Annotated in this window: 24 protein-coding genes, 1 tRNA gene and 1 other RNA gene; 7 read left to right on the plus strand and 19 right to left on the minus strand. The window is 55.9% G+C overall.

What is annotated here, in order from left to right; translation table 11 throughout:
- From QZ326_RS03875 to QZ326_RS03885, 3 genes are all read left to right on the plus strand, one after another.
- The coding region (locus tag QZ326_RS03875; protein WP_295741396.1) for a ketose-bisphosphate aldolase at nt 1-878 on the plus strand (878 nt) is incomplete at its 5' end.
- 101 nt (nt 879-979) lie between these two features.
- Entirely contained in the window at nt 980-1,483 is a 504-nt protein-coding gene (locus tag QZ326_RS03880) for an amidase domain-containing protein (protein WP_295741402.1), read from the plus strand.
- A gap of 265 nt (nt 1,484-1,748) precedes the next feature.
- Nucleotides 1,749-3,392: an S-layer homology domain-containing protein gene (locus QZ326_RS03885; RefSeq protein WP_295741405.1), complete on the plus strand. Its 1,644-nt coding sequence runs from the start codon at nt 1,749-1,751 to the stop codon at nt 3,390-3,392.
- A 40-nt stretch (nt 3,393-3,432) separates the two neighbouring features.
- Here QZ326_RS03885 and QZ326_RS03890 read toward each other — a convergent pair whose 3' ends face one another.
- The 5 genes from QZ326_RS03890 to QZ326_RS03910 all read right to left on the minus strand — a co-directional run bounded on the left by QZ326_RS03890 (nt 3,433) and on the right by QZ326_RS03910 (nt 7,618).
- The gene (locus QZ326_RS03890) at nt 3,433-4,449 is read right to left on the minus strand and encodes a tyrosine recombinase XerC (protein ID WP_295741408.1); all 1,017 of its coding nucleotides are present in this window, start codon (nt 4,447-4,449) and stop codon (nt 3,433-3,435) included.
- 344 nt (nt 4,450-4,793) lie between these two features.
- Nucleotides 4,794-4,870 (minus strand) — tRNA-Arg (locus tag QZ326_RS03895).
- 50 nt (nt 4,871-4,920) lie between these two features.
- Nucleotides 4,921-5,322: a hypothetical protein gene (locus tag QZ326_RS03900; protein ID WP_295741412.1), complete on the minus strand. Its 402-nt coding sequence runs from the start codon at nt 5,320-5,322 to the stop codon at nt 4,921-4,923.
- A gap of 188 nt (nt 5,323-5,510) precedes the next feature.
- Nucleotides 5,511-6,890, minus strand: coding sequence for a DNA repair protein RadA (gene radA / locus QZ326_RS03905; protein WP_295741415.1), 1,380 nt, complete (start codon nt 6,888-6,890; stop codon nt 5,511-5,513).
- Nucleotides 6,887-7,618, minus strand: coding sequence for an N-acetylmuramoyl-L-alanine amidase (locus tag QZ326_RS03910; protein ID WP_295741417.1), 732 nt, complete (start codon nt 7,616-7,618; stop codon nt 6,887-6,889). The genes radA and QZ326_RS03910 overlap by 4 nt, the downstream gene beginning before the upstream one ends.
- Before the next feature lie 262 nt (nt 7,619-7,880).
- On the opposite strand from QZ326_RS03910, the gene QZ326_RS03915 reads away from it, so the two are divergent.
- Both QZ326_RS03915 and QZ326_RS03920 read left to right on the plus strand, forming a co-directional pair.
- Nucleotides 7,881-8,342 (plus strand): spore coat protein CotJB, encoded by a 462-nt coding sequence (locus QZ326_RS03915; RefSeq protein WP_295741420.1) that lies wholly within the window; start codon nt 7,881-7,883, stop codon nt 8,340-8,342.
- Nucleotides 8,342-8,938, plus strand: coding sequence for a manganese catalase family protein (locus QZ326_RS03920; protein WP_295741424.1), 597 nt, complete (start codon nt 8,342-8,344; stop codon nt 8,936-8,938). Before QZ326_RS03915 ends, QZ326_RS03920 begins: the two co-directional genes overlap by 1 nt.
- A gap of 63 nt (nt 8,939-9,001) precedes the next feature.
- Here QZ326_RS03920 and ligA read toward each other — a convergent pair whose 3' ends face one another.
- The 3 genes from ligA to murD are packed head-to-tail and all read right to left on the minus strand — an operon-like array spanning nt 9,002 to nt 13,114.
- A complete protein-coding gene (ligA, locus tag QZ326_RS03925; RefSeq protein ID WP_295741427.1) occupies nt 9,002-10,978 on the minus strand; it encodes an NAD-dependent DNA ligase LigA in 1,977 nt (658 codons plus the stop codon).
- A 16-nt stretch (nt 10,979-10,994) separates the two neighbouring features.
- Nucleotides 10,995-11,687, minus strand: a complete 693-nt coding sequence (gene yunB / locus QZ326_RS03930; RefSeq protein ID WP_295741429.1) for a sporulation protein YunB — start codon at nt 11,685-11,687, stop codon at nt 10,995-10,997.
- A 50-nt stretch (nt 11,688-11,737) separates the two neighbouring features.
- On the minus strand, nt 11,738-13,114 hold the full coding sequence (murD, locus tag QZ326_RS03935) for a UDP-N-acetylmuramoyl-L-alanine--D-glutamate ligase (protein ID WP_295741431.1): 1,377 nt from the start codon (nt 13,112-13,114) through the stop codon (nt 11,738-11,740).
- Between the two features lie 144 nt (nt 13,115-13,258).
- Here murD and QZ326_RS03940 point away from each other — a divergent pair, with 144 nt between their 5' ends.
- Both QZ326_RS03940 and rnpB read left to right on the plus strand, forming a co-directional pair.
- A complete protein-coding gene (locus QZ326_RS03940) occupies nt 13,259-13,978 on the plus strand; it encodes an alpha/beta hydrolase (RefSeq protein WP_365328283.1) in 720 nt (239 codons plus the stop codon).
- Between the two features lie 32 nt (nt 13,979-14,010).
- An RNA gene (gene rnpB / locus QZ326_RS03945) (RNase P RNA component class A) lies at nt 14,011-14,365 on the plus strand.
- Nucleotides 14,366-14,445: 80 nt separating this feature from the next.
- On the opposite strand, the gene QZ326_RS03950 is transcribed toward rnpB, so the two are convergent.
- The 11 genes from QZ326_RS03950 to ruvC form a co-directional block, all read right to left on the minus strand.
- Entirely contained in the window at nt 14,446-15,429 is a 984-nt protein-coding gene (locus tag QZ326_RS03950; RefSeq protein WP_295741435.1) for a helix-turn-helix domain-containing protein, read from the minus strand.
- Between the two features lie 153 nt (nt 15,430-15,582).
- Complete coding sequence (locus QZ326_RS03955; RefSeq protein WP_295741437.1) at nt 15,583-16,317, minus strand: YebC/PmpR family DNA-binding transcriptional regulator; 735 nt, start codon at nt 16,315-16,317, stop codon at nt 15,583-15,585.
- Between the two features lie 6 nt (nt 16,318-16,323).
- Entirely contained in the window at nt 16,324-17,112 is a 789-nt protein-coding gene (locus QZ326_RS03960; RefSeq protein ID WP_295741440.1) for a Nif3-like dinuclear metal center hexameric protein, read from the minus strand.
- Nucleotides 17,096-17,800: a class I SAM-dependent methyltransferase gene (locus QZ326_RS03965; protein WP_295741443.1), complete on the minus strand. Its 705-nt coding sequence runs from the start codon at nt 17,798-17,800 to the stop codon at nt 17,096-17,098. The genes QZ326_RS03960 and QZ326_RS03965 overlap by 17 nt, the downstream gene beginning before the upstream one ends.
- Nucleotides 17,801-17,874: 74 nt before the next feature.
- Complete coding sequence (locus QZ326_RS03970) at nt 17,875-18,084, minus strand: DUF1858 domain-containing protein (RefSeq protein WP_016323509.1); 210 nt, start codon at nt 18,082-18,084, stop codon at nt 17,875-17,877.
- Nucleotides 18,085-18,314: 230 nt separating this feature from the next.
- A complete protein-coding gene (locus QZ326_RS03975) occupies nt 18,315-18,596 on the minus strand; it encodes a zinc-ribbon domain containing protein (RefSeq protein ID WP_016323508.1) in 282 nt (93 codons plus the stop codon).
- 38 nt (nt 18,597-18,634) lie between these two features.
- The gene (locus QZ326_RS03980) at nt 18,635-19,243 is read right to left on the minus strand and encodes a sigma-70 family RNA polymerase sigma factor (protein ID WP_295741448.1); all 609 of its coding nucleotides are present in this window, start codon (nt 19,241-19,243) and stop codon (nt 18,635-18,637) included.
- Between the two features lie 304 nt (nt 19,244-19,547).
- The gene (gene ruvB / locus QZ326_RS03985) at nt 19,548-20,609 is read right to left on the minus strand and encodes a Holliday junction branch migration DNA helicase RuvB (protein WP_295741451.1); all 1,062 of its coding nucleotides are present in this window, start codon (nt 20,607-20,609) and stop codon (nt 19,548-19,550) included.
- Between the two features lie 28 nt (nt 20,610-20,637).
- Nucleotides 20,638-20,853, minus strand: coding sequence for a hypothetical protein (locus tag QZ326_RS03990; RefSeq protein ID WP_295741453.1), 216 nt, complete (start codon nt 20,851-20,853; stop codon nt 20,638-20,640).
- Between the two features lie 43 nt (nt 20,854-20,896).
- Nucleotides 20,897-21,505, minus strand: coding sequence for a Holliday junction branch migration protein RuvA (gene ruvA, locus QZ326_RS03995; RefSeq protein ID WP_295741456.1), 609 nt, complete (start codon nt 21,503-21,505; stop codon nt 20,897-20,899).
- A gap of 10 nt (nt 21,506-21,515) precedes the next feature.
- Complete coding sequence (gene ruvC / locus QZ326_RS04000) at nt 21,516-22,025, minus strand: crossover junction endodeoxyribonuclease RuvC (RefSeq protein ID WP_295741459.1); 510 nt, start codon at nt 22,023-22,025, stop codon at nt 21,516-21,518.
- Nucleotides 22,026-22,101: the final 76 nt, after the last annotated feature.

The raw sequence follows: 22,101 nt of genomic DNA on the forward strand, positions 1-22,101 counted from the left end.
TCCAGGGCATCACCGAGGCCTGCCGCGAGGAGAAGGCCCCTGTGATCCTCCAGGTCTCCAAGGGCGCCCGCGCCTACGCTAACCACACCTATCTTGTGAAGCTGGTGGAGTCTGCGGTCATCGAGTGCCCTGAGATTCCCATCGTGCTGCACCTGGACCACGGCGACAGTTTTGAGACCTGCAAATCCTGCATCGACGGCGGCTTTACCTCCGTTATGATCGATGCCAGCTCCAAGCCCTTCGCCGAAAATATTGAGATCACCAAGAAAGTTGTCGAGTACGCCCATGACCATGGCGTGGTCGTCGAGGCTGAGCTGGGCGCTCTGGCCGGCGTGGAGGACGAGGTCAATGTCTCCGCCGAGGAGTCTCACTACACCCGTCCCGAGGAAGTGGAGGAGTTCGTCTCCAAGACCGGCTGCGATTCCCTGGCCATTGCCATCGGCACCAGCCACGGCGCCTACAAGTTCACTGCTGCCCAGTGCACCCGCAACGAGAAAGGCGAACTGGTTCCGCCCCCGCTGCGCTTTGATATTCTGGATGAGGTCGTTAAGCGCCTGCCCGGTTTCCCCATCGTGCTCCACGGCTCCTCCAGCGTGCCTCAGGAGTATGTGAAAATGGTCAACGCCAACGGCGGCAAGATGCCCGATGCCGTGGGCATTCCTGAAGAGCAGCTCCGCAAGGCCGCCCGCAGCGCCGTGTGCAAGATCAATATCGACTCCGATCTGCGTCTGGCCATGACCGGCACCATCCGGCAGTTCTTCAACGAGCATCCCGACAAGTTTGATCCCCGCGAGTATCTCAAGCCCGCCCGCGCCAACATCAAGGAATTGGTCCGTCACAAACTGGTGGACGTCCTGGGCTGCAACGGCAAGGCGTAATCACAGCATTTTTCGTAGGCCGGAGGCGCTTTGCGTCTCCGGCCCGCTCTGTGTCTGCCGCCTCCCCCGCCGCATAGGATGGGGAGAAGAGGAGGGAGACCATGCGTTTTATCCAAAACTACAACCGCGCCGCCGCAGTGATGTACGCCCACAAGTGGGCCTATGGGCGGAATCCGCGTTTTTATGACTATGAAAACCTAGGCGGCGACTGCACCAATTTTGCCTCTCAGTGCATTTACGCAGGAAGCGGCGTCATGAACTTCACGCCGGACATCGGCTGGTACTATATTGACGCCAACCAGAAAGCCCCGGCCTGGACGGGAGTCCCGTATCTCTACAGCTTCCTGACCCGTCGGGGGACCTCCGTGGGACCGGTGGGAGAACCCTGCGCCATGGAGGATTTGCGTCCCGGGGACCTGATCCAGCTGTCCTTCAAGGGCGAGGAGTTCCAGCATTCCCCCATCGTGGTGTCTGTAGGAGAGCATCCAGATCCGAAGAATATCCTTATTGCCGCCCACAGCTATGATGCGGATAACCGTCCGCTGGTTACCTATGAATACCGGGATATCCGCTTTTTGCATATTACCGGGATTATTTGGCCCTGAAAATATTTTTGAAATTTTTTAGAAAGTTTACCACCTGGAGGACATTTATGGTATAATAGCCGCAATGCGGCTATTATATTACTTCTGAACTGAAAGATGGAAGTAATAGTGCCATGTTTTGCGGCTGCCGCCGTTTACGGCGGCGGCAGAACGACTCAAATTATTAAACCGCTCCTGACGGGACAAGTGAAAAATTTGGCGGATAACAGTATAGGCGGAAGAGAAACCGCGGACGCCCAGTAATTGAGAGAAAGAGAGGATTCCCATGAAACGTATGATATCATGGCTGCTGACTGCAGCGCTGGCAGTTATTTTGGCTGTCCCGGCGGCAGATGCGGTCTATGTGGATATTCCCGCGGGAAGCACCCTGTCAGGAGAAGTTCAAAAAGCCATACAATACGGCCTGATGGAGGGATACAGTTCTGTCAGGTTTGGCTATGGGGATCCGATAACCCGCGCCCAGTTTGTGACTGTATTGGGCCGCATGATGGAGTGGGGAGCTTCTCCGGCGGGGGATTTTATCACTTCCACCATGGAACTGCCCGCAAGACTCTCTGATACCTATCGGCGCGCCATCAACTATGCTGTGAAAAACGATGTGGTGGACGCCAATGTTCCGTTCCGGCCCAGCGAGCGGATCACCCGGGCTGAGATGTCGGAGATGCTGGTACGGGCGCTGGGGCTTAAAAGCGCGGCAGCGCTGGCCGAAAAGGGAATCAGTCTGCCGTTTAGCGATGTTGTCAGCCGCCGGGGGTATATCGCTGTGGCATATACCATTGGCATGACCAACGGAACCTCTGCTGTGACCTTTTCTCCGGACAGCACCGCTACCCGGGCTCAGGCTGCGGCCATGCTGGTGCGGATATATGAGAAACTCCACCGGAAAAACGGATGGGTCCATGGTTTTTACGCCAGCGACTCGTACAGCCAGCTGTTCTTGACAGACTATATGGATGCCGTCAGTGTGGGATGGAGCCGAATGACCTGGGATGGGGAGCAGGCCAAGCTTTCTACAACCAGCGCCGGCGGAAATGACTACTACATACCTACCGGATACCAAGAGGTGGCGGCTTATCTGGAGGACGGCAGAAAGCGGACACACCTCAATGTCTACATGGATGGCGGCGCACCCCGAGAACTGCTGGCCAGTCCGGAGGGGAGAACCAAAGCTGTAGAGGAGATCGTTAATGAGCTGACCATCTCCTACCGCCAGTTGGAACGGAACCCGTACAGCGGCATCACTGTGGACTTTGAGGGCCTCAGGGCCGCCTCAAAAAACGATTTTACCGCTTTTTTGACAGATCTGAGTCGAAAGGTCCATGGTATGGGAAAAACGCTGTATGTCTGTGTCTCCCCGGTGCTTTCATCCGGCCCTTACTACGACGGATATGATTACCGCGCCATTGCCGATCTGGCGGATCAGGTAATCCTGATGGCCTATGACTACGACGCCCGGGATCTCTCCGGTTTTGAGGGAACGGAATACTATAAAAACATCGCTCCGGCACCCATCGATCAGGTATTTCTGTCTTTAGCGGCCATCGCCGCCGCAGTCCGAGACCCTGGAAAGATTGCATTGGGTTTTTCCTGCAAAAATATTGCCTGGCAAATTGATGAAAATGAGCGGCTGGTTTCCGGAAAACCGCTCTATCCCTCCAATGAGACGTTGTACAAACGGCTGGAGCAGGCAGATACCATCCGCGGCTGGTCGGACAGTTACCAGACCAGCTACATCATTTATACGACGGAGAACGGAGAACGGTATTTTGCCTGGTACGATGACAGGACAAGCGTTCAGATTAAATTGAATGCCGCAAGACTGTTGGGGATCACGGATGTCTCCATCTGGTGCCTTGGCATCGTGCCCACCAGAGCCAGTTTTAACTGGATGAATCTTCTGGTGAGCTGAATAAGCAGGGAACAGGAGCCGCCGTCCGTAGGGCGGCTCCTTATTTATCTTCAATTTTTCCTCGTTTCTTAACGCGTGACAAGGGATTTGCCTTTGCGGCGACTCGCAGGGATTCATTGTCGATATGAGTATAAATCTGGGTGGTATTCAGGTGGTCATGTCCTAAAACCTCTTGGACCGCGCGGACGTCCACACCGTTTTGCAGCATCAGTGTAGCAGCGGTGTGGCGCAGTTTGTGGGAGGAATACTGGGTGCTGTCCAGTCCGGCCGCCGTCAACCTTTTTTTCACCATGGCATGGACAGTGGAACGGCTGATCCGCTCATTCTGTGCCGAAAGGAACAGGGCGTTGGCATGGCGGTCGGTGATATTCCGCCGTACTGCCAAATATCTGGAAATGGCATCCTGACAAGCATCGTTCAAATAGATGATGCGCACTTTGTTGCCTTTGCCGAGAACCCTCAGAGCGTCGCCCTGAATATCGTTGAGATTGAGGCCTACCAGCTCGGAAATCCGCAGACCACAGTTGAGGAAGAGCGTCAAAATACAGTAGTCCCGTTCCTGATTTTTTCCATCAACAGCGGACAAAAGATTCAGACTTTCGTCTAAAGTGAGGTATTTGGGCAGAGATTTCCGCAGTTTGGGAGAATCCATATCTTTGATAGGATTTTCACGAAGCAGGTGGGTCTTGTTGGTCAGGTAGTTGTAAAACGACCGGATAGTGGCAATCTTTCTGGCCCGTGAGGAGGCGTTCAGACCATAGTCAGAGTGACGGCTGTTAGGGTGCTGGGCGCGCTCGCGGCTGAGATAGGTCATATAGCCGTAAATATCCGTCAGCGACACGCTGGAAATTAAGCTGAGATCCACATCCATAATGTCGATCTCATCCAGCGCTTTGGCCGCCAGAGCCGGATCCCGAATCTGCTTGATGTAACGAAAGAAATTCCGCAGGTCCAGGAAGTATTCGTCGACTGTGCGCTTGGAATGCGCTTTTACATTTTCGTGGTATGAGAGAAAGTCCCGCAGGATCTGCGGAGTTTCTGTACGATAGTCAGCCATGATGACGTCTTGTGGATACACTGGGTAAAAACGCACTGAAATGTACGTCAGTTGATTTTCAGCTCCCCTAAATTGAACAAAATTTTTATTTTGTTCAATTATATATGCATCCGCAAATTCCTCCTCCCTGAATTTTCAAGATCATTATATCACCCCTTTCCCGGTAAGTCCAGCTCTATACAAATGACTGGGGACCAGCGATTACACAAGAACAAGGGTGTGTACAGGAAAATTTTTCAGGTTTTACCCACGTCATTTCAATCGGCCTGCCGCAGCGGCCGTCTTTTCCCGAGAAAGCGGCAGATGTACCAGAAAGAGAGATACGCATCGCGTATCTCTCTTTCTGGTACGCCCGAGCGGATTCGAACCGCTGGCCTTCCGCTTAGGAGGCGGACGCTCTATCCTGCTGAGCTACGGACGCGTATGCCGTTTGACAAGCTGTTGGCATTTTACCACGTTCTTGACAGCCTGTCAATCCATAGAATCGCTCCGCCAACAAAGCGCACATGTTCCTGTGGCGCTCCGGATATCCCAGCGCAGATAATACCTGCTTCTCCTGGAGAGCTCTGCGCTTCCGGTACACAGCTCCCGGTCCAGACGCAGGAGCTCTCGCTTGTCACTGTCCAGCAGGGATACGGTTACATCCCCTTTCGACAGCCGGTGGTCCATCGTAAACGTATACATTCCGCTCCCACGGAACCTGACCCTATGCCGGACCCAGCCCGTGCAGGAATTCAGGGAGACATTGTCTTCGCTTTTTCCAACCCACATAGTAAACAGCACGGCGGTAATATGCTTTGTCACCAGGAGTCCCCGGTCATAGAGAAAGTATATCACGGTGCCGAATGCCACGAAATACAACACCCACTTCATATATACAGCCTTCTCTGCATGAAATCCCGCTGGGCGGGTCAAGCTAAGGTAAATTCAAATAGAATGGATGATTGCCATGAGTTTGATCCCCTGCACCAGTTCCTGCGTCTACCAGTCTGACGGCGTCTGCACCCTGGACAGCGCGGCGGCCGCCGGAGTGCCTGCCATGGGGGGGGCCTGCGTCCACTTTATTCCTGCAGACGCAAAGCGGCTCGGATCGCCTCACCGATATTTCGAGCCGGCAGCAGCTCCAGACCCGGGAAAGTCCCCAGGTTTCCCGCCCGGTGGGCTGGAATGACACACTTCCGGAAACCCAGCCGCCGAACCTCAGAGATACGCTGGGCCAGCTGGTTGACTGTTCGCAGTTCCCCAGTCAGGCCAACCTCTCCAATGGCAACCAAATCGTTGGGGATAGGCCTGTCCAGATAGCTGGAGGCCAGAGCCACTACCGCCGCCAGGTCGGCGGCGGGCTCGTCCAGCCAGAGGCCGCCGATAATGTTGAGATAGGCGTCGCAGGCGGAGACCTTCAGCCCGCCCCGTTTCTCCAGAACGGCCATCAGCATGGCCGCCCGGTTGTAGTCAAATCCGTTGCTGGTCCGCCGGGAATTGCCCCCGGCGGAGGTCACTACCAGGGCTTGGATCTCCGCCAGCACTGGGCGCATTCCCTCCATAACACATGTAACGCAAGTGCCCGGCGTGTCCTCCGGACGGCCTGACAGCAGCATCTCCGAGGGGTTTTCCACCTCCGTCAGTCCCTCGTCCCGCATTTCGAAGACACCGATCTCGTTGGTGGCGCCGAAGCGATTCTTCACCGCCCGCAGGATGCGGTAAGAGGTGTGCTGGTCGCCCTCGAAATACAGCACACAGTCCACCATGTGCTCCAAGACCTTGGGTCCCGCGATGGAGCCCTCCTTGTTCACATGGCCGATGACGAAGACTGTGAGCCCCCCCTGCCCTTTCGCCAGCTGCATCAAGGCCATGGTGCACTCTTTCACCTGGCTGACACTGCCTGCCGGAGAGTCCAGGGACTCGTTATAGAGCGTTTGAATGGAGTCCACAATCAAAACGTCCGGCTGTTCCGCTGCCACAGACTCCAGTACCCCTTCCAAGCTGGTCTCCGAGACCACATAGAGATTTCCGCTCTCCACCCGGAGCCTCCTGGCCCGAAGCTTCAGCTGATGCTCGGACTCTTCGCCGGATACATACAAAATCTTATTGTTCTCACTTAATTTGCTGCAGATCTGGAGCATCAGTGTGGATTTTCCGATGCCCGGAGCGCCGCCCACCAGCACCAGAGAGCCTTTTACAGCCCCACCACCCAAAACCCGGTCCAGCTCTCCCATGCCGGAGGGAAAGCGAATCTCTTCATCGGTCTGCAGCTCTGTCACGGGGCAGGCCCGGCGGGCAGTCAGCAGTGTGCGGACCGCCTTTCCGCCCTTTGCTGCCGCCCTAGACATTTCAGGCTGTTCTACAATGGTGTTCCAGGCGCCGCAGGCTGGACACTTCCCCGCCCATTTTGCTGTCTCATTGCCGCACTCTGTGCAGTAAAACATAGTCTTTTGCTTCATGACACTTCCTCCCCCGCCGCACACCGCAGATATCCTCCGGCGATGGCGGCAGCCAGCTTTCGTTGATAAGACGGCTCCTGCAGCCGGTTGGTCTCCTCTTGATTGGACAAAAAACCGCACTCTACGATAATACCCGGAGCTGTGATGTTTTTCATCAGGTAGATGGTGGCGGGAATGGGCTTTGCATGCTTCTCGTTTCCCACATTGATGCATCCGTTCAGCGTTTCCTGGACCGTCTCCGCCAACTGCTCCCCTCCCTCCTGCCGGTTCCAGAATACCTGAGCTCCGTGGGTTACCACAGAGGATGGCAGGCTGTTTTGATGGATGCTCAACAGCACGGAATTCTCCGTGCCGTTCACCAGCGCTACACGGTTTTTCAGATCGGACACCTTCCGCTGGCGGATAGTATTCAAGTCCGGATCGGCAATGGTGATATCCTCGCTGCGGGTTAGGAGGGTTCTCTGTCCTGCAAAGCGCAGCAGGTCGTTAACCCGAAGGGCAATTTCCAGGTTAATATGGCTCTCCTCCACGCCGCCTGACGACGTGGCGCCCCCATCCTCCCCACCGTGTCCGGCATCCACCACTACCGTTACCGGTGCGCCGTCCCGGGCCGCAAAGGCCGGAACAGCTGGCAGACGGCCAAACCAGAGAACGGCGGCCATAGCGGTCATAAAACAGCAGAAGATTGCGGACAGCAGAAATACACGTTTACGAATCAGAATGATCACAGACAGCACCCCCTTTTGGAGGCTATGCCAGAGGGCTTATCCCATATGCATCGCACTACAGCTATTATAGCCGCACCGGCCTGTGAAAGCAAACGGTAATTTTGGCAGCGTTCCTCTTCTCTGCGCTTCGGCATACAATGGAGTGAACGCATGGTGCGGTCCACCCCGTGGATTTCGGCAGGCCGTGCCAAAGCGTGGCGCGCAGATCAAAGCGCTGCCGTTTTCATTTGCGCGCCTCATCAGAAGGAGGCGTCCATGAAAAATGGAAAAACCTGAACAGAACAGGCCTGAAAACCCCGCCTGCGGCGTAGGCCAGGGCCCCCTGCCCGGCTGCGCCCAGCTGGCGTTTCCCTATATCCCGATGCAGGAGAACAATCCTGCCCGATACAGCCGAATGGAAGCATTGGAGACCGGCACCCTGTTTCCCGGGCTGAACCTGCCTTTTAAGGCGGCCATTCAGGCCAGGACAAAACTGGCCAACACCGCCCTGGTAGAACTGATGGCTCTGAGCTTTGCCGTCGACGAGCTGGGACTTTACCTGACCACCCATGCCCAGGATCAAGAGGCTCTGCAGCTGTACTGGTCTTACGTCAAGCTGCTGAAAGAGGGACAGGAGAAGTACCAGAAGATGCATGGCCCCCTGCTCCAGACCGATCTGACCCCGGAGGACGGCTACGCCTGGCTGAAGGACCCCTGGCCCTGGGATTTTGGAGGGAATGACTGATGTTTGTTTATGAGAAAAAATTACAGTACCCAGTGAAGATCAAGAACACCAACCCCAGGCTGGCGTCGGTTATCATCAGCCAATACGGCGGGCCGGATGGTGAGCTGGGAGCGTCGCTGCGGTATCTGAGCCAACGGTATTCCATGCCCTATGCAGAGCTGAAGGGATTGCTGACCGATATCGGCACAGAGGAGTTAGGCCACCTGGAAATGGTGGGCACCCTTGTCCACCAGCTGACCCGGGATCTGACGGAAGAGCAGATCCGGACTGCCGGGTTTGATACCTACTTTGTGGATCATACGGTTGGCGTCTATCCTCAGTTCGCCTCCGGTTATCCCTGGTCCGCATCCACCATGCAGGTCACCGGCGACGTCATCGCCGATCTGACGGAGGATCTAGCGGCGGAGCAGAAGGCCCGTGTAACCTATGACAACATCCTGCGCCTCAGTGACGACCCAGACGTCAACGATGTCATCCGGTTCCTGCGGGCCCGGGAGGTAGTCCACTTCCAGCGGTTTGGCGAAGGCCTGCGGCTGGCAAAGGATAAGATGAATGAGAAGAACGTATATTATGTAAACCCCGCATTTGATAAATGAGCAACACCCCTGGGCCGTGCTAATCTCTTCGACCCAGGGGTGTGTCAACTGCTGCTGGATAAGTCATTCCAGCATTTTTGCAAACGCCTCTTCCGTTAAAATGGGAATCTCCAGTTCCTGGGCCTTTTTCAGCTTACTGCCAGCGGCCTCTCCAGCCACCACGTAAGTAGTGCGTTTGGAGACAGAGCCAGCAGCTTTGCCGCCCCGCTCCTCAATCAAGACCTGGGCCGCCTTGCGGTCAAACTGGGTAAGAGTTCCTGTGAGGACAAAGGTCATCCCTGCAAACCGATTATCAACCATCTGCTGGCTACTCTCCATATTGACGCCGGCCTCCCGCAGGCGGCGGAGCAGATCCTGAGATTGAGGATGCGCCAGATAGTCCACAATGCACTGGGCGGTAATTTCTCCTACGTCGTCAATCTCCGTCAGCTCTTCCAGAGAGGCCGCCGCCAGGGCATCGAAGGTCTTAAAATGGGAGGATAGGACTTTGGCGGCCTTCTCCCCCACCTGGCGGATGCCAAGACCGTAGATCAGTTTGCTGAGGTCATTGGCCTTGGATTTCTCAAGGGCACGGATCAGGTTCTCCGCCGACTTAACTCCCATACGGTCCAGCTTAGCCACGTCCTCTGCGTGGAGTGCGTACAGATCGGCGGCGTTCCGGATCAGTCCGCCATCCACCAGCTGCTGCACTACGGCAGGTCCAAGGCCCTCGATGTCCATGGCGTCCCGGCTCGCAAAGTGAGTAATATTCCGTAGCAGCTGGGCGGGACATTCTGCGCCGGTACAGCGGAGGGCGGCTCCGTCCGGGTCCCGGTGCGCCGGGGCGCCGCAGACCGGGCAGGTCTCCGGCAGGCAATAGGGCTCGGTGCCCTCCGGTCGTTTGGAAAAATCCACCTCAACAATTTCCGGAATGATCTCCCCCGCCTTCTGGACGATGGCCGTATCGCCAATCCGGATGTCTTTTTCTGTAATGTAGTCTTGGTTGTGGAGCGTGGCGCTGGTAACGGTAGTGCCGGCCAGCCGCACCGGCTCCAGTACGGCTTTGGGGGTTAAAACACCGGTGCGACCTACTTGGATGACAATGTCGAGCACCTTGGAGGGCTTCTTCTCAGGCGGATACTTATAAGCCACTGCCCACTTTGGAAATTTCGCGGTACTCCCTAGTACAGTGCGGTCTGACAAGGTATTTACCTTTATAACTGCGCCGTCAATATCAAAGGAATATTCCAACCGTTCATTATTGATGCGGCTGATCTCAGCCTGACAGGCGGACACGCCAGAGAGCATTGCGTGGGGGATAACCTTAAACCGCTGGGAGGCCAGATAATCCAACGTTCCGGTATGGCGGGAAAACTCCCTTCCCTCCGCCAGCTGTAAGTTGAATACCTGAATGTCCAGCCGCCGTTCCGCGCAGATTTTGGGGTCCAGCTGCCGCAGTGAGCCGGCGGCGGCATTCCGGGGATTGGCCATCAGGGGCTTTCCCTGCAATTCCCGCTGGGCGTTGATCTCCTCGAATACCGACCGGGCCATGTAGACCTCTCCCCGGACGATCAGTCGGGGCAGCTTCTCCGGCAGCGTCATGGGGATTGAACGGATGGTCTTGAGATTCTCCGTCACGTCCTCCCCCACCAGGCCGTCACCCCGGGTGGCGCCCCTGACAAATACGCCGTCCCGGTACTCCAGCGCCACAGAAAGACCATCCACTTTGGGCTCCACGGAGTATTCCACCGGGGTTCCCAGAGCCTCGTCCATCCGCTGGCAGAACTCCGCTACCTCGCCGGCGTTGAACACATCCTGAAGGCTTTCCAGCGGCACCTCATGGGTATAGGTAGAAAACCCCTCCAGGAGCTTTCCGCCAATGCGCTGAGTGGGCGAATCCGGCGTGATCTCCTCCGGGTGCGCCGCTTCCAGCTCTTCCAGACGGCGGTTCAGCAGGTCATACTCCCGGTCACTCATGGTAGGTGCGTCCAGCACATAGTATCGGTAGCCGTTTTCATTCAATACATCACGCAGATGTCTGATCTCTTCGCGGTAGTCCATGGGAAACTCCTCCATATCAGTTGGTACTCAAAATATACTCGTCATAGTTAGAAGGGACAGTTGCGAAATAGGTGTAGGTGTCCGGTACGGAGCCCACGATGATGGTCTCCGCCACGGTAACGGCGTTGGACACCTGGGTGTCCGCCGTAAAGCCGGGCAGCAGGATGCTCACATAAACCTCGATATTCAAAACGATCTGATGCTTAGTCTGGTTGATGCCAGCGGAAATGAACTCGTTTTCAAACCAGGCCGAGGAACTGCCAACCGACTCCATCCGGACGGAGATCTCCGGTCCCCGGCCTGCCAGCAGCACGGAGCCGCTGAGGCTGCCGATGGAGATGGACAGATCCTGGGACGGCACCTGGTCAATACGCTGGAGAATGATGTCCAAAATATCCGACTGGAGCCGATTACAAGCTACCATGTTGCTGTGGACGGCGGTAATTCTGCCCTCGTAGTCCTTCTCAAAGGAGACCAATTTTTCATAGCTGATCTCGCCACTGTCAATGGCCTCCTGTACAGACCGGGAGATGATAGAATTCACCACAAAAGAGACCCTGGTGGCAGCCAGACTCTCCAACACCGGACGCAGGTGAGCCGTGGTGAGAATCACAGACGAGATCATCAGCACAGCCAACACGAACACAATAGATCGCAGCAGCGTCCGCCGGTTGAGCCAGCGGCGGTAATAGAAAAATCCGGCCCTCATAAGCGCCACCTCCTCCGGCAATTCTATGCGGCGGCGGCTTGACCCTACTACTATTTCAAAGCGTTGACAATCTCTTTGAAGACCCTGCCCCGCTCCATGAAATTAGCGAAACGGTCAAATGACGTGCTGGCTGGAGAAAGCATCACCACATCCCCTGTTTCCGCCCGGCTTTGAGCCAGAGAAACAGCTTCCCGGTAGTCGTTAACTTCTATCACTTCCATCCCCTGGTAATTCTCCGCCCGCTCTACGGCGCAGCGAATCACCCCCGTCGTAGCACCGCAGAGAATCAACAGTTTTACATGCTCGTTAACCTCCGGGCCCAGGGTATCGTACGGAATCCCCTTGTCTTTGCCGCCGGCGATGAGGATGATTTTCTGGTCAAAAGAGCGGAGCCCCGCGATGGTGCGGCTGGGACTGGAGGCAATGGAATCGTTGTAATAGCGCACACCGTTCAGCTCCCGCACCAGCTCAATGCGGTGTTCCACACCACCGAACTCCGCGGCAAACTTCCGGATGATCTCATCTGGCACAATGCCATCCACGGCGGCAATGGCCGCCATGTAGTTCTCCACGTTGTGGACACCAGGCAGCTTAATGCCGGAGACCCGGAGAACCTCCCGCTCTACGCCATCGTGCCGGGCGATGATCGCATCTCCTCGCAGAAAAACGCCGTCCTCCACCTCCCGCAGTCTGGAAAACAGACGTGCCCGGCCAAAGACACGGCCGGACTCTTCCAAGGTAATATCATTGTCGGCATTGAATACTGCAATATCCTCCGCCAACTGATGTGTAAAGATATTTTCCTTTGCGAAGATATACTCTGCAAAATCCCTGTGGACATCCAGATGGTTGGGTGCCAGATTGGTTACAACAGCGATATGGGGGCTGTGGGTCATAGTCATCAGCTGAAAGGAACTAAGCTCCAGCACAGCGATATCCTCCGAGTGCATCTTCCCGGTCTCCGCCAGCAGAGGATGGCCGATGTTTCCCCCAAGATGAACGGTTTTTCCGGCAGCTTTCAACAGCTCTGCGATAATAGTGGTGGTGGTGGTCTTCCCGTCGCTGCCGGTCACCGCGATCTTTGTGCAGGGGCAGACCTCAAAAAAGATCTCCATCTCACTGGTGAGTTCACTTCCCCGGGCCACCGCAGCAGCCAGTTCCGGAAGATCAGGCCGCATACCAGGGGTGCGAAAAATAACGTCCTGATCCAGGTCCTGGAGGTATCCCTCTCCCAAATGCAGGCAGCATCCCTTCGCTTCCAACTCCTCTGCCAGCGGTCCCAGGGCCTCCCGGCTTTTCCTGTCACAGGCTGTGACAGCCACGCCCCGGGACAACAGTAGCCGGATCAGCGGCTGATTGGAAACACCGATACCAATGACGGCCACGGTTTTATTCTGTAAACTCTTTAAGTATTCCTCAAATGTCATAAAAACCGCTCCTCACATGTTTAATAAAAATAGACATCAAAATTATACCGCAAGCAGCGGTAAATTACAACGAGAGCTGGGAAATTTTCTCCTTTCGTTCTTGCCGAAAGCGCCGCATCGTGATATGATGAGGAATATAAGGAGGTGTCGGCTATAGAACCGCAGACTTTGCAAATCAGCACCATCCCTTGCGCTCTCTGGGGTACGGATTCAGACCGGGCCATCATAGCTGTTCATGGAGCCCACTCCCACAAAGAGGACGTACCCATCCGGCTTTTGTCCAAGATTGCCCAAGGCTGCCAAATCCTCAGCTTTGATCTCCCGGAACATGGGGCGCGGCGGGAAGAGGCCGCTCTTTGCAAGCCACCAGTCTGTGTTCGGGACCTTTCTGCTGTACTGGACTATGCGGAAGCACGGTGGGACCATGTTGGGTTGTTTGCCGTCAGCATGGGCGCCTATTTCAGCCTGCTGACCTGCGGAGACCGCCGGGTGGAGCGGGCCTGGTTCCTCTCCCCCGTTGTAGATATGGGCGCTTTGATCAACAACATGATGACCTGGTTTGACGTGTCTCCGGAGCGGCTGAAACGGGAACAGGCAATCTCCACACCCATGGGACAGACCCTCTACTGGGATTACTACTGCTATGTGCAGGAACATCCGGTTCGCCGGTGGCCCATTTCCACGGAGATTTTGACCGGAGGGAGGGACACCCTGTGCGATCCGGCTGTGACGTCCGCATTTGCGGACCGATTTTCCTGCCGCCTGCAGACAGCAGAGACCGCGGAGCACTGGTTCCACACCGAGTCAGATCTCTCTGCCCTGGAACGGTGGCTGCGAGAGACCGGCAGGGATTTTATCCGTTGACAATACCCCGCCTTTCCTGTAAAATGAATGGGCGAGTAAAACAGACGGTCGCGTGGGCAGGCCGAAAGGCCGTCCATGAGGAAAGTCCGGGCTCCACAGGGCAAGGATAACGGGTAATGCCCGCCGAAGGCGACTTCAGGAAAAGTGCAACAGAGATATACCGCCGCCATAGCTTCTCTGTGGCGGTAAGGGTGGAAAGGTGCGGTAAGAGCGCACCCGACGGCTGGGAACTGTCCGTCGCTGTAAACTCTATCCGGAGCAACACCGTGGGAGGACACACAAGGCTGGCCCGGCCGTCCTCAGGAGGTGGCTTGAGCGTACCGGCAACGGTACGCCTAGATAGATGACTGTCAAATACAGAACCCGGCTTACAGTTTTGCTCGTAAAATATGAGACCCATCCGTGAAACACGCGGATGGGTCTCTCTTGTTTTATGAAGAACTCCGACGTTCCTTTTCAAATTCCTCCTATTGTTCTTTGGGGGTCATCAACATTTTTGCCAACTCCAATTCCAGGGAATCCACCCAAATTGCCTCAATAGTTCCACCCTCCATGTCATAGACTATGTACGGTTTTTCCGGCCAGCGGGTACGGATCAGAAGTTCCGTTTTCTCGTTATGGTCCCAGTCCGCTGTGGTAAAGGTCAGGCAGTCCTCTACCTCCAGCAAACGTTCCTCGTTCCATTTCTCCGAACTGCCGCCCCAGAAGGCAAATGTGTAGACAATCCCCTGACCATATAGATCCCGATTTGCGTAGACGATTTCACAGAAGACATCTTTCCATCCAAAGAGAGGATCGTCCAATCCAAAGGCGCTTCCGATTTCATCCTCCGGACCTCCCAGCACATACATATGAGTACGGTCACAGGCAGAGACAGTCCCTTGGTAAGTCTTTTTGTTCCAGTAGCAGTCCAGCTGGTACACCAGTTCATGGCCCCATTCATCGGTCATCTCAATCGCGTCAAAGTCCACACTGTCTCTGCACTTCAGACACAAAAGGTGCCCATCCTCCTCCACGTAAAGGTAATTCCCATCTCCAATGGTCTCTTTCAGAATGATTGAATCCTCCCGATGCTCATGGACATAAACGCTGGAATACCAAATTGCCCCAAGCGCAATTGCCAGCATCACCAGCGCGGCCAGCGCCGTTCGGATGGCGTTTTTCCGGCGTTCGGACTGCCGGTTTTCCCGGGAAATTTCCAAAATGTTTTTCACAGGCTGTTCCTCCTCCTTTTTTTCCTCTGCCCTGCGGCAGGCCACCAGTTCCTCTACACCAAGACCGAAGACCTCCGCCAGCGGCTCCAGCAGCGTCACGTCCGGGTAACTCAATCCCCGCTCCCACTTGCTCACGGCCTTGTCTGTGATGTGGAGCCGCTCCGCCAGGTCCCGCTGGGTCATTTCCCGGTCCCGGCGGTTTTCGGCGATGAATGTACCAAGCTGTTCTTTCGTCATGGAATCACCTCGCCCTCAGTCTACCCCTCCCCGCTGAAAAAGACAACCGACCAGCGGTAGAGTTGAATAATACACAGTTAATTATAAACAAAAACTAGATTTTGTTTATAAAATATTCAAAAAGAAAGGGACGGCTTGCGCCGTCCCCATGTCTCAGTCGCTGTCCCAATTGTGCCAGACGTTCTGCACGTCGTCGTTGTCCTCCAGCATATCGATGAGTTTTTCCATGTTCTTCACATCGCCCTCGCCAGAGAGCTGGATGTAATTCTGGGGAACCATCTCCACCTCGGCGCTGACAAAGGTGTACCCCTTCTCCTCCAGGGCCTTCACCACATCGTTGAAGACGTCAGGATCGCAGGTGATTTCCAAAGCGGTGCCGTCAGCCTCAAAGTCTGCCGCACCGGAGTCCAAGGCGTCCATCATGACAGTATCCTCGTCCAGCTCGCCGTCCTCGTTGTCAATGATGATGACGCCCTTCTTGTCAAAGGACCAGCTGACGCAGCCCTGAGCACCCAGATTGCCATTGCACTTGTCAAAGGCGTGACGGACCTCCGGGGCGGTGCGCTGGCGGTTGTCGGTCAGGGCGTCCACAATGACGGCCACGCCGCCGGGGCCGTAGCCCTCGTAAGTGACGGCCTCATAGTTGTCGGTGTTGCCGGAGCCCAGGGCCTTGTCGATGGTACGCTTGATGTTGTCGTTGGGCATATTGACGGCCTTGGCCTTGGCGATGACGGTGGCTAGGCGGGAGTTGTTATTGGGGTCGCCGGAGCCGCCCTCTTTTACCGCCACAATGATCTCGCGGGCGATCTTGGTGAAGGCGGCAGAGCGCTTGGCATCAGCCGCACCCTTGGTCTTTTGGATATTATGCCATTTGGAATGTCCGGACATAGTGTATTACTCTCCTTCAATATAGTACTGAATCACTTCCCGGTGGGAAGTGGATTTTGTAATGGCCAGCTCAGGAAAACGGGCCGATAAATACAAGACAATTTCGCCGCAGATTAGGTCTTCTGTCGGAAAGTGACCTGCGTCAATGAGGCTGATCCCCTTCCCTGCCGCGTCCAAAAACTGGTGATAGCTCAGGTCGGAGGTGACGAAGGTGTCGCACCCAGCGGCGATGGCATCTGCCTCAAAATCCCCGCAGGCGCCGCCGCCCACCGCCACGTGGGAAACTGGTCCTCCGGTGCCGGCATAGCGGACGCCATTACAGCCCAAAGTCTTAGTGACAAAACGGACAAACTCTGTCAGGGCCATGGGCTCCTGCAGAAAGCCGTGCCGTCCGATTCCCGACTCGTGCAGCGGGACGGGATCCGCCAGATGCAGCGCCTTTGCCAGCAGATCATTGATGCCCCCTTGGGCAGCGTCCAGATTGGTATGCATACAGATGGCGGAGATGTTGTTCCGCAGGAGCTTTAGCAGCAGCCGCCCCTGGGGACGGTCCTCCCGGACGGTCTGCACCGGCAGCCACTTGCAGTTCATCACCGGATGATGAGACACAATCAGCTGACAACCCAAGGCCAGAGCCTCCTCCGCCACATCCTCCGTGATATCCAGAGCAACCAAAACATGGGAAACCGCATCTCCGGGGCTGCCCAGCAGGTGCCCCACATTGTCCCAGTCCGCGGCCAATTCTCTGGGCGCCCAGTCAAACAGGGCCTGTTCAACCTCACAGACAGTTGGCATGGCGCCACTCCTCTCTCATGAACAGCAGCGCGGTCAGAACATCCCGCATTGCATCCGCTTTTTTCTGATTTTCCAAGCCCCCGGCCCGGTTCAGTCCCGCCACAACGCCCTGCAGGCGAATGATCTTCGCGATGATGTACTGTTCCCCCAACGGGTCATAGAGCAGTTTGGCCCCACCATAAAGCTGGCCGAGGCTCAGAGTTTCCTGCCCCGCCATGACCTCCATGCAGGGATACAGAATCCCCCGGTCCTGAACCAGGGCTTCCCGGATAATCCGATAGCCATGCCCCGAGAGAAACTTCCGCAAGTCCTCTGCTCTGGTCTGGGGCTGAAGCAGCAGCGTGTGGCTGCCGTCCGCCGTCCAAGGGGCCCCATCAAGAATGGCGGTGATGTTCTCCCCGCCCATCCCGGCGATGACAATAGTATCCGCCTCATCGGGCCGAATTCCTGAGAGGCCATCGCACAGGCGGAAATCCACGCCCTCCGCCCCATAGGTCCGTCCAGTCTCCTGCGCCCGTGCGAGTGGGCCCTCCCGCAGGTCGCTGGCAATGGCAGAGACCACACAGCCGTGAAGCACCAGCCACACGGGCAGATAGGCGTGATCTGTGCCAACATCAGCGACTCGCGCGCCAGGCCGCACCCAGCTGGCCAGCAGCTGCAGCCGGGGTGAGAGCTCCAAGTGCCTCATGGAAAACCTCCTTGAAACGTCCCGTGGAAGGACGCATACGGGAATCCCGCATGCGTCCTCACAAGAAGCGTCCTTTACTGAGCGGCCTTGTTGGCCTCCTCATTCACTAGGGTCAGCAACTTGTCCACGTCCACTCCGTGAACCATGCAGGCCTCCTCCACAGTCTCCCCGCGAGAGGAGGGGCAGCCCAGACAGTGCATACCGATAGACAGGAAGATTGGCGCGGTTTGAGGCGCCACATCCAGAATATCACCGATAATGGTATCTTTTGTAATGGTAACCATAGAGATATTTCCTCCATTTCAAGTTTTAATGTCAGCGCAGGTCCTGCCCGCCTGTTTGTTCCGCGAAACAGAAACCATTTTTCCGCCAAAAGCGGTTCTCCGGGTATTATACTCTATTATCTGCGCAAGTTCAATAGAAAATCAAAGAAAACCTTGGAGGTTATAGAAAAAAACGGCGCCCGCGAAAGCGGACGCCGTTTTCATCTGCAAGAGACAAAACGAAATATTGTTTATCTCTGCTCCTCGCGCATCTTGGCGAAGCACTCGCTGCAATAGACGGGCCGGTCAGACTTGGGCTCAAAGGGAACCTTTGCCTCGCCGCCGCAGGCAGCGCACACGGCAGTAAAATACTCACGGGGACCGCGGGCAGCATTCTTGCGGGCGTCACGGCAGGCTTTGCAACGCTGAGGCTCGTTCTGGAAGCCGCGCTCCGCGTAGAACTCCTGCTCACCGGCAGTGAACACGAACTCCTGGCCGCACTCTTTGCACACTAAAGTCTTGTCTTCGTACATGTTTTTACCCTCTCTTTGAAAAGAAAAATATATTGCGCTCAGCTCTCGCTGACATCGCCGGAAAGTAATTGCTGTGCTACCTTGCGCCGAATGCGCTGCACAGCGTTGTCCACGGACTTTGGGGGCTTGCCTACCGTCTTGGCAATTTCCCTGCATGAAAGACCGTCTAAATAGTACCCCAAAATCTTCGCTTCAAATTCGGACAACTGTTTCCGGACACCGGATAAGAGGGCTGCTGTGTGCTCCCTGTCGATCAGATCATCTTCAGGGTTTCGCTGCGCCAAATTATTGGTACCAGAGGTGTAGGAATTACTGTCAAAGAAGGGCGTATCCAGAGGAACCGACTGATTGAGCGGTGCATGCTTATCCCGCGCTGCGGCGCGGAGAACGGAATACAGCCGGCTGCGAATGCAAATTTCCGCGAATGTCCGAAAAGAGGCCTCTTTGGAGGCGTCATATTCCCGGACGGCTTTGATGAGACCCACCATCCCCTCCTGCGTCAAGTCCTCACTGTCACCGCCAAAGAGAAAAAATGGACGGGCGCAGGTACGAACCAAACGGTTATAGCGGGTAACCAGGAGCTCTTCCGCCATGCGGTTTCCAGAGGCCGCCAGAACACACAGTTCTTCATCGGCCATTTGCTCCATAAAAGGCTGTAGATACTCATAAGATTTACACATGTTGCATTATACCTGTTTTCTAATAGAAATGTCAAGCGATTTATCGAATTTAACAAGGAAATTTCTGAAAAAATCTAGGAATTCATGAGATTCAACAGCCTTTTTCTTGAAAAATCGGGGGATCGTCCGTCCAATCAACTGAATTTTCGTTTCAGGGCCCCCTCTTGTGACAGGAATCACCGCCAGCCAAAATACAGTATACATGCCGGGATCAGCAGCGCCGATACCAACATGAACAGCCAAAAGAAAAAGTCCGCCATCCGCTCCCCTCTCACAGTGTCAGCTGCTCCAGGGGACTCTCCGGCGCAGCGCCGCCAGGGATAGCTCTGTGGAGGTGCCGATATGCCTTCTGGGTAACGCATCGGCCCCGGGGCGTGCGGGTCAGGAAACCTAACTGCATGAGATAGGGCTCATACACATCCTCCAACGTCACAGATTCCTCACCGATGGTGGCTGCCAGTGTCTCCAATCCCACAGGACCGCCGTTGTAGTGGTCGATGATGGCCTCCAGCATCCGCCGGTCCACAGGGTCCAAGCCCAGATAGTCGATCTCCAGAGCGCAGAGGGCGTGGTCCGCCACATCCCGGGCAATGACGCCGTCGGCCTTCACCTGGGCAAAGTCCCGGACCCGGCGCAGCATTCGGTTGGCAATGCGGGGGGTACCCCGGCTGCGGCGGGCAATCTCATAGGCTCCCTCCGGCACGATGTCCACATTCAAAATACCGGCGCTTCGGGTGACAATTTTTGCCAACTCCTCCGGTGTATACAACTCCAGCCGCAGCGTCACACCAAAACGGTCCCGCAGTGGGGCGGACAACTGTCCCGCCCGGGTGGTTGCGCCGATGAGGGTGAACTGAGGCAGGTCCAGCCGGATGGAATTTGCGCTGGGGCCTTTGCCCACGATGATATCCAGAGCATAGTCCTCCATTGCGGGGTACAGAATCTCCTCCACAGAGCGGTTCAGCCGGTGAATCTCATCCACAAAAAGAATATCCCCTTCATTGAGGTTGGTCAAAAGCGCCGCCAAATCCCCAGGCTTTTCGATAGCGGGACCAGAGGTGATACGGATGTTGACACCCATCTCCTGGGCGATGATGCCCGCCAGAGTGGTTTTTCCCAGCCCCGGGGGACCGTGGAGCAGGACGTGGTCCAGAGCCTCTTCACGCTTCTGGGCGGCGGCGATAAAGATGGAGAGGTTCTCCTTGGCCTTCTCCTGTCCGATATATTCCCGCAGGGATTTGGGCCGGAGGGACCCCTCCTGCACATCCTCCTGGAGGAAGGTCTTGGCCACGATGGGCTCTTCATAGATGTCATTTCCAAAGTCGATGCTCAAAACGCCGCTTCCTCCTCTCTGCTGTGCATCACTGAAACAGGATTGCCAGGACGATGCTGAGGAGGCTCAGGGCCAGAAAACTCCCTGCCGCCCCCAGAGCCACCTGGGCCTTCTTCCGGTATCGCACCTGTTCCTCCGGATTCAGTTTCCTATTGTTAATGAGAATGCGGCTGTACTTGGAAAACCGCCACATCATGAAGATGCTGGCCAAAAAACACCAGCCAATCAAATCAGAAAAGCGCACAGACCGGCCTCCTCCCTGATGCAGTCTTAAAACGTTCATCAATCTATCCCCGCACCATCTTTTTCAGGCTCTGGCGGATGATCTCCTCCAGGGGAAGATTCTCCACATCCACGCCTTTCAAAGCGGCGGAGACCTCCTGGCTGGAGTAGCCCAGCACCGCCAGGGCCTGGGCCGCCTCTGTGGCCTTACTGGCAAACATCGCCGGGGCGGAAGTGCCCTTTCCGCCAGAAAAATCCAGAACGGACGAAACATCCTTCGACATTTTGTCTTTTAATTCCAATATAATGCGCTGTGCCAGCTTTTTCCCAACGCCAGGAGCCGCCGTCAGGGTCTTTTCATCCCCAGTGACGATAGCCATGGACAGGGTCTCTGGTGTCCCCGCGGACAGAATCGCCAAAGCTGCTTTGGGCCCCACACCAGAGACGCCAATCAGCAGCTTGAAGCTGTTGAGCTCGTTTTGGGTGGCGAAGCCATAGAGGTCGAAGAGATCCTCTCCCACATTCAAATAGGTATAGACCCTCCCCCGCTGGCCCTTTTTCAGGGCAGAGAGGGTGTTGTTAGTGGTCTTACAGGCGTAACCCACACCGCCGCAGTCGATAACCGCAAGATATGGCAGCAGCTCCGCCACAATACCGTCAAGATAGTAAAACATCAGGGCCTCCTCAAATGGTTTCTCTCACGGCCCCACCCTGCGGAAGTCGTGAAGTAAAACTCCTTGCGTGACACAGGGCCAGAGCCAGTGCATCCGCCGCATCATCGGGGCGGGGGATGGCTTTCAGTTTCAAGAGCCGCTTCGTCATATCCATCACCTGGCGCTTTTCCGCCTTGCCGTAACCAGTCACCGCCAGCTTTACTTGGGAGGGGGTGTACTCGTAGAGGGGGATACCGCACTTCTCCGCGGCGCAGAGGATAACCCCCCGTCCGTGAGCCACGGCGATGCCGGTGGTGATATTGGTATTGAAGAACAGCTCCTCAATGGAGATCACATCCGGTTTCAGCTGACCGACCAGCTCCTCCATGTCGCAGCTGATCTGGTAGAGGCGGCGGCTGAGGGGCAGCCCCGCCGGGGTGGTAATGGCGCCGTAGGTCACCATCTGAACTTGTGCCCGCTCCGCCTCCACCAGACCAAAGCCGATGGTGGCAAAGCCGGGGTCGATGCCTAAGATGCGCATAGCCCGCCCCTTTCAAATTGCATACCTAATTAGTATAACAAACTTTAATGGAAAGCGCAAAGATCGGAAGAGCACA

It is taken from the genome of uncultured Oscillibacter sp., from assembly GCF_910587525.1.
GTDB lineage: Bacteria > Bacillota > Clostridia > Oscillospirales > Oscillospiraceae > Oscillibacter.

Coding starts and splice junctions, on each gene's coding strand:
- QZ326_RS03880 (WP_295741402.1), top strand. CDS start 980: ATGCGTTTTATCCAAAACTACAACCGCGCCGCCGCAGTGATGTACGCC.
- QZ326_RS03885 (WP_295741405.1), top strand. CDS start 1,749: ATGAAACGTATGATATCATGGCTGCTGACTGCAGCGCTGGCAGTTATT.
- QZ326_RS03890 (WP_295741408.1), bottom strand. CDS start 4,449: ATGGCTGACTATCGTACAGAAACTCCGCAGATCCTGCGGGACTTTCTC.
- QZ326_RS03900 (WP_295741412.1), bottom strand. CDS start 5,322: ATGAAGTGGGTGTTGTATTTCGTGGCATTCGGCACCGTGATATACTTT.
- radA (WP_295741415.1), bottom strand. CDS start 6,890: ATGAAGCAAAAGACTATGTTTTACTGCACAGAGTGCGGCAATGAGACA.
- QZ326_RS03915 (WP_295741420.1), top strand. CDS start 7,881: ATGGAAAAACCTGAACAGAACAGGCCTGAAAACCCCGCCTGCGGCGTA.
- QZ326_RS03920 (WP_295741424.1), top strand. CDS start 8,342: ATGTTTGTTTATGAGAAAAAATTACAGTACCCAGTGAAGATCAAGAAC.
- ligA (WP_295741427.1), bottom strand. CDS start 10,978: ATGGACTACCGCGAAGAGATCAGACATCTGCGTGATGTATTGAATGAA.
- yunB (WP_295741429.1), bottom strand. CDS start 11,687: ATGAGGGCCGGATTTTTCTATTACCGCCGCTGGCTCAACCGGCGGACG.
- murD (WP_295741431.1), bottom strand. CDS start 13,114: ATGACATTTGAGGAATACTTAAAGAGTTTACAGAATAAAACCGTGGCC.
- QZ326_RS03950 (WP_295741435.1), bottom strand. CDS start 15,429: ATGACGAAAGAACAGCTTGGTACATTCATCGCCGAAAACCGCCGGGAC.
- QZ326_RS03955 (WP_295741437.1), bottom strand. CDS start 16,317: ATGTCCGGACATTCCAAATGGCATAATATCCAAAAGACCAAGGGTGCG.
- QZ326_RS03960 (WP_295741440.1), bottom strand. CDS start 17,112: ATGCCAACTGTCTGTGAGGTTGAACAGGCCCTGTTTGACTGGGCGCCC.
- QZ326_RS03965 (WP_295741443.1), bottom strand. CDS start 17,800: ATGAGGCACTTGGAGCTCTCACCCCGGCTGCAGCTGCTGGCCAGCTGG.
- QZ326_RS03970 (WP_016323509.1), bottom strand. CDS start 18,084: ATGGTTACCATTACAAAAGATACCATTATCGGTGATATTCTGGATGTG.
- QZ326_RS03975 (WP_016323508.1), bottom strand. CDS start 18,596: ATGTACGAAGACAAGACTTTAGTGTGCAAAGAGTGCGGCCAGGAGTTC.
- QZ326_RS03980 (WP_295741448.1), bottom strand. CDS start 19,243: ATGGAGCAAATGGCCGATGAAGAACTGTGTGTTCTGGCGGCCTCTGGA.
- ruvA (WP_295741456.1), bottom strand. CDS start 21,505: ATGTTTTACTATCTTGACGGTATTGTGGCGGAGCTGCTGCCATATCTT.
- ruvC (WP_295741459.1), bottom strand. CDS start 22,025: ATGCGCATCTTAGGCATCGACCCCGGCTTTGCCACCATCGGCTTTGGT.